7 protein-coding genes are annotated in these 9,763 nt (G+C 64.9%); 3 read left to right on the top strand and 4 right to left on the bottom strand.

The window, feature by feature from the left end:
• Positions 1-149 precede the first annotated feature (149 nt).
• Together AC0L3K_RS35430 and AC0L3K_RS35425 are read right to left on the bottom strand one after the other, a co-directional pair.
• The gene (locus AC0L3K_RS35430) at positions 150-1,427 is read right to left on the bottom strand and encodes a multidrug effflux MFS transporter (RefSeq protein ID WP_007600873.1); all 1,278 of its coding nucleotides are present in this window, start codon (positions 1,425-1,427) and stop codon (positions 150-152) included.
• A 323-nt stretch (positions 1,428-1,750) separates the two neighbouring features.
• Entirely contained in the window at positions 1,751-3,580 is a 1,830-nt protein-coding gene (locus AC0L3K_RS35425; RefSeq protein ID WP_007600874.1) for an aminopeptidase P family protein, read from the bottom strand.
• A gap of 187 nt (positions 3,581-3,767) precedes the next feature.
• Here AC0L3K_RS35425 and AC0L3K_RS35420 point away from each other — a divergent pair, with 187 nt between their 5' ends.
• Entirely contained in the window at positions 3,768-3,947 is a 180-nt protein-coding gene (locus tag AC0L3K_RS35420) for a hypothetical protein (RefSeq protein WP_007600875.1), read from the top strand.
• 24 nt (positions 3,948-3,971) lie between these two features.
• Here the strand turns inward: AC0L3K_RS35420 and AC0L3K_RS35415 are convergent, their stop codons facing one another.
• Complete coding sequence (locus AC0L3K_RS35415) at positions 3,972-4,859, bottom strand: 50S ribosomal protein L11 methyltransferase (protein WP_007600876.1); 888 nt, start codon at positions 4,857-4,859, stop codon at positions 3,972-3,974.
• A gap of 163 nt (positions 4,860-5,022) precedes the next feature.
• Here AC0L3K_RS35415 and AC0L3K_RS35410 point away from each other — a divergent pair, with 163 nt between their 5' ends.
• Positions 5,023-5,178 (top strand): Flp family type IVb pilin, encoded by a 156-nt coding sequence (locus tag AC0L3K_RS35410; protein ID WP_007600877.1) that lies wholly within the window; start codon positions 5,023-5,025, stop codon positions 5,176-5,178.
• Positions 5,179-5,455: 277 nt separating this feature from the next.
• On the opposite strand, the gene AC0L3K_RS35405 is transcribed toward AC0L3K_RS35410, so the two are convergent.
• The gene (locus AC0L3K_RS35405) at positions 5,456-7,066 is read right to left on the bottom strand and encodes a phytoene desaturase family protein (protein ID WP_473255989.1); all 1,611 of its coding nucleotides are present in this window, start codon (positions 7,064-7,066) and stop codon (positions 5,456-5,458) included.
• Between the two features lie 250 nt (positions 7,067-7,316).
• Between AC0L3K_RS35405 and AC0L3K_RS35400 the strand changes: the two genes are divergently transcribed.
• Positions 7,317-9,596, top strand: a complete 2,280-nt coding sequence (locus AC0L3K_RS35400) for a spermidine synthase (protein ID WP_473255988.1) — start codon at positions 7,317-7,319, stop codon at positions 9,594-9,596.
• The last annotated feature ends 167 nt before the right edge of the window (positions 9,597-9,763 follow it).

The raw sequence follows: 9,763 nt of genomic DNA, 5'->3' as shown, positions 1-9,763 counted from the left end.
CCATCGGCTATATCAGCCCGGTCGAGATGGAGCTAAAATCGGCTTGATCCATGTCCACTTTTTTGGGGGAAGATCAGTATCTTTCCGCGGGTCGCAGTCTGGATTGCTTCGCTTCGCTCGCAATGACGGAGGACGCGGCGTGCCATCCCTCACATCATCCCGCTCTCTTCCTCTTCCGCCTGCTCGATCAGCGTCTCGCTCACCATGACCTCGCGGCGGGGGACGACGAAGATCATCGTGCAGGCGCAGAGCAGGGAGATCGCCAGCACCGCGGCGGTGAGCGGCAGCGTGGTCGCGGAATGGCCGCCGAGATAGGCGCCGAATTGCGACATGAGCGCGCCGATGCCCTGCTGGAGAAAGCCCATCGCACCTGATGCGGTGCCGGCGGCCTCGGGACGGACGCTGATCGCGCCGGCGGCCGAGTTCGCCATCACGAAAGCATTGCCGACCATCACGATCATCTGCGTGCCGAACAGCCAGGCGGGTGCCTCGTTCCAGCCGGTGAAACTCCACAGCAGGTTCAACAGGCTGCCGCAAAGCTGGAGCGCGAGGCCGAACCAGATCAACTTCTCCAACGAGTGCCTGGGCGCGAAGCGCACGCAGAGCAGATTGCCGACGAGATAGGCAAAACCCGTCGTCGCGAACCACGCGCCGTATTCAGCGCTGGTCCTGCCCATCTGCGTCACCACGATATAGGGGCCGCCGCCGGCGAAGGTGAAGATGATCTGCGAGGCCAGCACCTGGCACATCACGTAGCCGACGAAGGCGCGGTTGCGGATCAGGATGCCGACATCGCCGCGAAAGCCGCTGCCGGCGGCGCGGTCTCGGCGGGTCTCGGGCAGCGCGAATGCGATGCCGATGGCGACAATGATCGCGGCGACGGTGATGGCGTAGAAGATCGCGCGCCAGCCGAACGCGGTTTCGATCAGGCCGCCGCTGAGCGGGGAGACCATCTGCCCGATCATGAGCGCCGCGACCACGAGGCTGATCATCGAGGCGACGCGATCGCGCTCGTAGATGTCGCGGATGATGGCGCGGCTCACCACCATGCCGGCGGCGCCGCCCAGCGCCTGGAAGAAGCGCGCGGCGATCAGCTGCGGTAGGGTTTCCGCGAAGATGCAGGCGACGCTGGCGACTACCATCAGCGCCAGTCCTCCGAGCAGCACCGGTCGTCGCCCGAAACGGTCCGACAGCGGGCCCATGATGAGTTGCGACAGCGCGATGCCGACCATGTACAGTGAGACTGTCATCTGCGCGACCGAGATGTCGCTGCCAAAGGTCGTCGCCAGTACCGGCAGCGCCGGAACCAGCATGTAAAGCGAGATCGGCGCGATGCCGGTCATGACGACGAGCAGCAGCAAAACCACGCGCGAGGTCGCGAGGTTGTGTTGCGCCGTTTCCGGCGGCTTGCTGATCATGCCGTGCATGCGTGTCCGTCTCGCAGAAATTCGAATCGGACTGTAGCGCGCTCGCACAAGACGCATATCGGCGTTTCGGAATGCGGCTATACGGATTCCGGGACGGTTATAATGGCGGCGCGATGAGGACGGATTTGGCGCGCTGCTCGCGTCAAAAACTCGGTATCATCGCCCGGCTTGACCGGGCGATCCAGTACGCCGCGGCGTCTCCGCATACGTTTGCTGTCTCTGGAATACTGGATTCCCCGCCTTCGCGGGGAATGACAGCGGGGGTGGAAATGAGCATTGCGCAAATCGCGTGGTGCTATGCGTCGAGACCGTGAACGACGCGCTTACGCCTTCAACTCCGCCGTGGCCTGGTCCAGCCAGGCCTTCGTCGTCGCGTCCAGCGCCGGCCGCACCTCGGTCCTGACGCGCGCGTGGTAGGCGTTGAGCCAGTCGAGTTCGTCCTTGCCCAGCATGCCGACATCGATCAGCCGGCGGTCGATCGGCGCCAGGGTCAGCGTCTCGAACGCGTTCATCGATTTTTCCGCGCCCTTGATGTCGGCAGCGACCACCAGTTCGAGGTTCTCGATGCGGATGCCGAAACCGTCGGTCTTGTAGTAGCCGGGCTCGTTGGACAGGATCATGCCGCGCTTCAGCGGCGTGGTGCCGAGCTTCGATATCCGCGCCGGTCCTTCGTGCACCGAGAGATAGCTGCCGACGCCGTGGCCGGTGCCATGCTCGAAATCGACGCCGGCGGCCCAGAGATATTGCCGTGCCAGTGTGTCGAGCTGCGCGCCGGTGGCGCCATCGGGAAATATCGCCCGCGCGATCGCGATGTGACCGCGCAGCACACGCGTGAAGCGGTCGCGCATCTCGTCGGTGGGCTCGCCCACGGCCATGGTCCGGGTGACGTCGGTGGTGCCGTCTTCGTATTGTGCACCTGAATCGATCAGCAGCAGATCGCCGGGTACGATCCGCCGGTTGCTCTTGCGGGTGACGCGGTAGTGCACGATCGCGCCATTCGGGCCGGTGCCCGATATGGTCGGGAACGACACATCCTTCAGTGCGCCGGTATCGCGGCGGAACGTCTCCAGCGCCTCGACCGCGTCGATCTCGGTGAGCTTGCCGCTTGCCGCCTCGCGGTCGATGAAGGCGAGGAAGCGTGCCAGCGCTACGGCGTCGCGCCGGTGCGCCGTTTGCGTGCCCTTGATCTCGGTCGTGTTCTTGACCGCCTTGAGCAGCGCGATCGGATCGCTGCCGCGCACCGGCTTGCCGCCAGCACCCGTGATCAACCGGCTGAGGGCGTCGGCCGCGGTCGCATTGTCGAGCGCGATCGATCCACCGCTCTTGGCGAGCGCCATCAGCGTTGGCGCCATTGCATCGGGCTCGCGCACCTCGGCGGACTGCTCGAGATGGTCGCGGGTCAAATTTGAGAGCTTGCGGTGATCGATGAAGATGGTGGGACGACCGTCCTTCGGCACCAGCGCATAGGACAGCGGCAGCGGCGTATGCGCGACGTCGGCGCCGCGGATGTTGAAGGTCCAGGCCACGGCATGGCTGTCGGACAGCACCAGCGCATCGACGCCGAGCTTGCCGATCTCGCTCCTGATCTGCGTCAGCTTCTCGGCTTCAGTCACGCCGGCATGTTGCATCCCGTGCACCGTGACCGGCGCAATCGGCGGCTGTGGCCGGTCCTGCCAGATCGCATCGACCGGATTGCTGTCGACGGCGACCAATTCGGCACCGGCCTTGGCGCAGGCGGCGGACAAACGCTCGGCTGCCGCAAAAGTGTGCAGCCACGGATCAAATCCTAGGCGGTCGCCGGCCTTCAGGTGTGCCGATATCCAGCTTTCCGGCGGGGGATCGATCAGAGATTCCACGGCCCACGCCCTTGAATCGACCTGCTTGGCCGCCTGGATCGTGTAGCGACCATCGACGAACAATGCGGCCTCGTGCGTCAGCACCACCGCCAGTCCCGCCGAGCCCGTAAAACCGGTCAGCCAGGCCAAACGCTCTTCCGACGGCGGCACGTACTCATTCTGCTGCTGATCGGCGCGTGGAATCACGAAACCGGTCAGCTTGCGGCGGGCGAGTTCTTCACGGAGCGCGGCCAGCCGCGCCGTCAATGCGACGCCGGCCTCGGGCTCCTCGAATGTCTGGAAGTGCGCTTCGAACATGGTGGATCACTTTAGGATCATGCGGATCAGTCCGCAATGTAGACGCATTTGAGGTCGCATCTGGCATGGACTGTGCTTGAACAGTTCCATTCGAATTGAGTGGAGTACAGGATGCGGCAGTTGCGCTTCGTCCGGATAACAGGGAAATTCGAGCAAGTTGTTCATCTCAACGACGAGGGGACACTCGATGCCAGCGTTCACGTTTGAGAAGATTACGCCGCCGGTGCGCCGCGCCCCGGCTCCGGCAGCACCGAAGAAACCGCGCGGCCTCATCAACCAGATGATCGACCGTTTCGCTGAACGCCGCGCGAGGCGCGCCTCGCAGGCCGAGCGCGCGATGCGCCGGGACGAGAAGGCCGCAAAGTAGCGGCACCTACGGCAGCCCCCCGACTCACCCCATCTTCCGCAGCAACAGGCTGCTCCACCCCTCGATCCGCAAGTGCTTCAGAGGCACGAGGCCGCGCGCGCGGTAGGCGGCGATCACGGCGGGGACCTGGGGCGTCAACAGGCCGGAGAGGATGACGCGCCCGCCAGGTGCGAGGTGCCGCGTCAACGGGCCCGCCAATTGCCGTAACGGATTGGCAAGGATGTTGGCCAGCACCAGGTCGAACGGGCCGCATCTGCCGAAATCAGCCGCCGCGAAGCCGGTGGCGCGGATTGCTCGCACATGGTGACCGACCTCGTTCAACGCGGCGTTCTCGGCTGCCACCTTGACCGAGGCCGGGTCGATGTCGGAGGCCAGCACCGCGCGATGCAGCACCTTCGCCGCCGCTATCCCCAGCACGCCGGTCCCGGTGCCGAGGTCGAGCACGCGGCCGGGCCGGGTGCTTTTCAGGACATGGTCAAGCAGGAGTAAACAGCCGCGCGTGGTACCGTGATGGCCGGTGCCGAAGGCGAGAGCCGCCTCGATCTCGACGGCGAGCTTGTTCGGCGCCACGCGGTCGCGATCATGGCTGCCGTGGACGACGAAGCGTCCGGCCGGCACCGGGACGAGATCTTCCAGGCTCGCCTTGACCCAGTCCCTGGCTTCGACGGTGTCGAAGGCCAGCGTGTCCGCGATCTCATTTCCTGCTGCGGTTGCAACGAGTTCGCGCAGCCAAGCCCGGTCCGGCGCGTTCGCGAAATGCAGCGCAACGTCCCACTGTCCGTTCGGCTGTTCGAAGGCGGCGACCGCCGCATCGTCCTCGAAGAACATTTCGGTTAGGACGTCGACAATGCGCCTGGCGGCGATCTCGCCGCCGATCGAAAAACTGGCGCGATGGGTGGGGGAAGGCTGCATTCTCTGGTTTCCGTCCGGTTCAATTTTTGGAACTTTTGTTCCCGATTTTTCGCATAACTTGCATTCACGAGGTTAACCCGACCTCAGGTTGTGCCACGTAGATTTGCGGGTGTTGGGCAACCCACACAGTTCGAAATGGAATAGGAGGCGAGACTTGAAGCGCATGATTTTGAAGTTCTGGACCGACGATTCAGGTGCAACCGCAATCGAGTACGGCCTGATTGCAGCCGGTATCGCGCTGGCGATCATCACCGTGGTGAACGGCCTGGGCACCACCCTGAACGACAAGTTCACTTCGATTAGCAGCTCCTTGAAGTAATTTCCGCCTTCCATTTCCCGGCGAGGCCAATTCTCCATACGACTGCTTTCGAGCCGCGCCCGTCGGGGGAATTGCCCCCTGGCGGGCGAAGTCGTTTTTGGGAATTGGCTTGCACAGAATGCCCACAGGCTATCCGCTGGTTTTTCCGGACTTTGTCCACGGATTATCCCGCCGTTCATCCCCGGATTTTCCACCAATTTGTACCAAGCTTGGAGGGGCGTAACCCAGCGCCCTTTCACAGCTCTGCCAACAGGCTGTCCACAGCTTATCCACGGGCTTATCCACGACTTCCGAACAGCGACCGGTGATCCCTCAGGATTGCCTGCGCGGCGTTGTGGCCGGGCGCGCCGGTGACGCCGCCGCCGGGATGGGCGCCGGAGCCGCAGTGATAGAGGCCCCTCACGGGTCCGCGATAATCGGCGTGGCCCAGCATCGGCCGGGCCGAGAACAGCTGGTTCAGCGTCAGCGCACCGTGGAAGATGTCGCCGCCGAGCAGGCCGAACTGCCGTTCGAGATCGAGCGGTGACAGGATTTGGCGGCCGAGCACGCTGGTCGCAAAACCCGGCGCGTATTTGTCCACCGTCGCGATCATGAGGTCGGCGACCTCGTCGCGATGGTCGTCCCACGACTTTCCATCGGGAAGCTCCGGCGCGACATGCTGGCAGAACAGGCTCGCGACATGTTGTCCTGCGGGCGCGAGCGTATCGTCGAGCGTCGAGGGGATCAGCATTTCCACGACGGGCTCTCGGCTCCAGCCGTGCGCGCGGGCATCGAGAAAGGCGCGGTCCATGTAGCCGAGACTGGGAGCCAGGATGATGCCGGAGGTGAGATGATCGCCGACGCCCGGCAGTGCCGTGAAGGAGGGCAGGCGGTCCAGTGCCACGTTCATGCGGAAGGTGCCGGAGCCGTTCTTCCAGTGCCGGATGCGGTCGAGAAAGTTTTGGGGAAGCGCATCGGCGGCGACCAGCCGCGTATAGAGCAGCTTCGGATTGACGTTGGATGCGACATATCTCGCGCGGATGGTCGTGCCGTTCTCCAGCGCTACGCCGACCGCGCGGTCGCGCTCGAGGATGACCTCGCGCACGCCTGCATCGGTGTCGATCACGACGCCGCGGTCGCGTGCGGCGCGCGCCATGGCCTGCGTGATCGCGCCCATGCCGCCGATGGCGTGACCCCAGACGCCCTTCTTGCCGTTCACCTCGCCAAACGCGTGATGCAGCATCACATAGGCCGAGCCCGCGGCGTAAGGGCTGGCATAATTGCCGACGATGGCATCGAAGCCGAACAGCGCCTTGATCAGATCGTGCTCGAAACGTTCGTCCAGCATCTCGCCAGCCGAGCGGGTGAAGAGATCGAGCAGGCTGCGGCTCTGCTCCAGCGACAGCCCGCGCAGGATATTGGCGCTCTGGAATGCGTTCACGGCCTCGCGGATCGATGCCGTGCCGAAACCATCGAGCAGGTTGGGCGGCGCGCGCAGCACGAACTGCCGAAGCACGTCGGCGATATCTTCCAGCTCGCGCGAAAACCCGTCGAGCGCGTTTGCGTCGCGCGCGCTCAGCCGTGCGACGGACGCCTGCGTCCGCCCCTCGCCGGTGAGAAGATAGCTGCCGTCTGCCGCGGGCAGAAAATTCTGCGCGCGCCGTTCGACGATCCTGAGGCCCTGTTCGGCCAGCTTCAAGTCGCGGATCACCTGCGGATTGAGCAGGCTCACAGTGTAGGCCGCGACCGAATTGCGGAAGCCCGGATGAAATTCCTCCGTGACCGCGGCCCCGCCGACCACCTTGCGGCGCTCGACCACGCGCACGCGCAAGCCGGCCATCGCGAGATAGGCCGCGCAGGTGAGGCCGTTATGGCCAGCGCCGATGATGATGACGTCGGTTTCGATCATGCGGCCCTAGTGGTGTCATTCCGGGGTGCGCGAAGCCCGAACTGTGATGCGGGCTCCGCATCGGAGAATCTCGAGGTTCCGGGTTCGATGCTCCGGGCCGCGCTTCGCGGTCCCGTCGCATCGCCCCGGCACGACCGTCTTATATCAAGCATTTCCCGCTGCAACATCACGAGACCCTTTATTGCCCGTTCAGGCGCCTTGTGCTCCATTGCGCGCGCCCGGCACCCGCCGGGATTATGCCGGAGCTTCCATGGATTCGATCGTGCAACCCGCCGCCACGGAGCAGTCATCCTCGTCACGCAACCGGCTGCTGCTGACGGTCTACACCGCAGCGATCTTCGTCAGCGCGCTGTTGCTGTTCTCGGTGCAGCCGCTGTTCGCCAAGATGGTCCTGCCGCGGCTCGGCGGCTCGCCGGCGGTGTGGTCGGTGGCGATGGTGTTCTTCCAGTCGTTGCTGCTGGCGGGCTACGCCTATGCGCATGTGTTGATGCAGGTGAGGAATCGCATCGTTCCGGTGGTGGTGCATCTCCTGCTGCTGATCGCGGCCTTCGCCACGCTGCCGCTCGGCATCGCGTCCGCCTATGGCGATCCGCCCGCTTCGGGCTACGCGATCTGGCTGCTTGGCCTGTTCGTGATCTCGATCGGACTGCCGTTCTTCGCGCTCGCCGCCAACAATCCGTTGCTGCAGGCCTGGTTCGTCCGCACCGGGCATCCTGCCGGACATGATCCCTATTTCCTCTATGCGTCCTCCAACATCGGCAGCTTCCTCGCCCTGCTGTCCTATCCATTCCTGCTGGAGCCGATGTTCACGCTGCACACGCAGAACCGGCTCTGGACCGGCGGTTACGGCATTCTGATCGTCCTGATCGCCGCCTGCGGCGTGCTGCTGTTGCGCTCGCCGAAGCTCGCCATGGTCGATGTGCGAACCGAGGATTTGAATGCGCCTGCGCCCGGTTTCATGACGCGGCTGCGCTGGATATTCCTCGCCGGAGTGCCGTCCGGCCTGCTCATCGCCGTCACCGCGCACATCTCGACCGACGTTGCGGCAGCGCCGCTGCTGTGGGTGCTGCCGCTGTCGCTGTATCTCTTGACCTGGGTGGTGGTGTTCCAGTCGCGGCCGCTGCTGCCGCACAAATGGATGCTGATGCTCCAGCCGGTCGCGATCGCGGGCGTCGTCTTCCTGCTGGCGTTCGGCGGCGAACAGAACCTGCTGCTGACGCTCGGCGGCCATCAATTGTGCTTCTTCGTCATCGCGATGGCCTGCCACGGCGAATTGGCGCGGACCCGGCCGGCCGCGAAATATCTCACCGGATTCTATGTCGCGCTGTCGTTCGGCGGCATGGTCGGCGGCCTGTTCGCAGGGCTCGTTGCGCCGTTCACATTCTCCTGGATCGCCGAATATCCGATCCTGGTCGCGCTTGCCGCGCTGTGCCGGCCGCCCGCGAACGAGCGGCTGGCGGGCATCATCAAATGGTACTGGCTGGCGCTTGCCGCGCTCGCCGTCGTGCTCGTTGCGCCGTCCATGACGACGGGCGGGCTGTCGACCTGGTTCGAGGATCATCGCGTCTGGGTGGCCGGCGGCATTGGCGTGCTCGCCGCCCTGCTGGCGCTGGCGGTCAACGCCGGCCGCTGGAAGATATTCGCCACCGTCGCGCTCGCGCTGGCGTTGATCCGGGTTTATCCGGCGGATGAAGGCCGCGTCACCACGGTGCGCAGCTTCTTCGGCGTGCACAAGATCGTCGTGACGCCCGGCGGCTATTTCCACGTGCTGATGCACGGCACCACGATCCACGGCGCCGAGCGCTTCCTCAACAATGACGGCACGCCGGTCACCGGACGGCCCGAGCCGATCACCTACTACCACAAGGATGGCGGCATCGGTCAGGCCGTGACCGCGATCCGGGAGCGCAAGGGCGCGCCCTTGAAGGTCGCGGCGATCGGCGTCGGATCGGGCACGCTCGCCTGCGCCGCCGAGCCTGGCGAGAGCTGGACCTTCTTCGAGATCGATCAGTCCATGGTCGACGCGGCAAGCGATCCGAAGAATTTCCGCTATATCTCGAGTTGCATGCCGGGCCTGAAGCCGGTGATCGGCGATGCTCGCCTCACCTTCGCGAAGGAGCCGGACGGCGCCTATGATCTCATCATCGTCGATGCCTATTCGTCGGATGCGATCCCGATCCATCTTGCGACCGAAGAGGCGATGAAGATCTACAAGGACAAGCTCGCTCCGCACGGCGCCGTGGTGATGCACGTGTCCAACCGCCACCTCGATCTCGAGACCGTCGTGGTCGGCATCGCCGATTCCAACGATCTCAAGAGCTGGGTCTACAACGAGGATTCGGGGCGCGATGGCGACTACATCTTCTCGACCGACGTCGTCATCTCCGCCCGCGAGGATGCCGACGTCGGCAGGCTCGCATCGTCGAAATCATGGGAGCAGACCGAAGCCGACGACCGGGTGCGGGTCTGGACCGACGATTACTCCAACATCTTGGGCGCGCTGTACCGGCGTTTGCGGGACGGGGAGTAGGGACACTTCGTAGCCCGGATGGAGCGCAGCGCAATCCGGGACGTTCTTGCCTCGCGGTGATTAACGGCCCCGGGGGTTGGGGGGCGCCCCCCCGGGGGCACCCACAAACCCACGGGGCGGCCCCCACCCCGCCCCCGGGGGCCCCCCGGGCCCCCCCAATGCCTGGG

The organism is Bradyrhizobium sp. MI1.10, from assembly GCF_055811035.1.
The sequence above is the reverse complement of the archived record's forward strand: the minus strand, read 5'-3'. Positions and strand labels throughout refer to the sequence as shown.

Bases quoted from the DNA above. Each gene is read 5' to 3' on its own strand.
- AC0L3K_RS35405 (WP_473255989.1), bottom strand. From the start codon at position 7,066: ATGATCGAAACCGACGTCATCATCATCGGCGCTGGCCATAACGGCCTC.
- AC0L3K_RS35425 (WP_007600874.1), bottom strand. From the start codon at position 3,580: ATGTTCGAAGCGCACTTCCAGACATTCGAGGAGCCCGAGGCCGGCGTC.
- AC0L3K_RS35420 (WP_007600875.1), top strand. From the start codon at position 3,768: ATGCCAGCGTTCACGTTTGAGAAGATTACGCCGCCGGTGCGCCGCGCC.
- AC0L3K_RS35400 (WP_473255988.1), top strand. From the start codon at position 7,317: ATGGATTCGATCGTGCAACCCGCCGCCACGGAGCAGTCATCCTCGTCA.
- AC0L3K_RS35430 (WP_007600873.1), bottom strand. From the start codon at position 1,427: ATGCACGGCATGATCAGCAAGCCGCCGGAAACGGCGCAACACAACCTC.
- AC0L3K_RS35410 (WP_007600877.1), top strand. From the start codon at position 5,023: ATGATTTTGAAGTTCTGGACCGACGATTCAGGTGCAACCGCAATCGAG.
- AC0L3K_RS35415 (WP_007600876.1), bottom strand. From the start codon at position 4,859: ATGCAGCCTTCCCCCACCCATCGCGCCAGTTTTTCGATCGGCGGCGAG.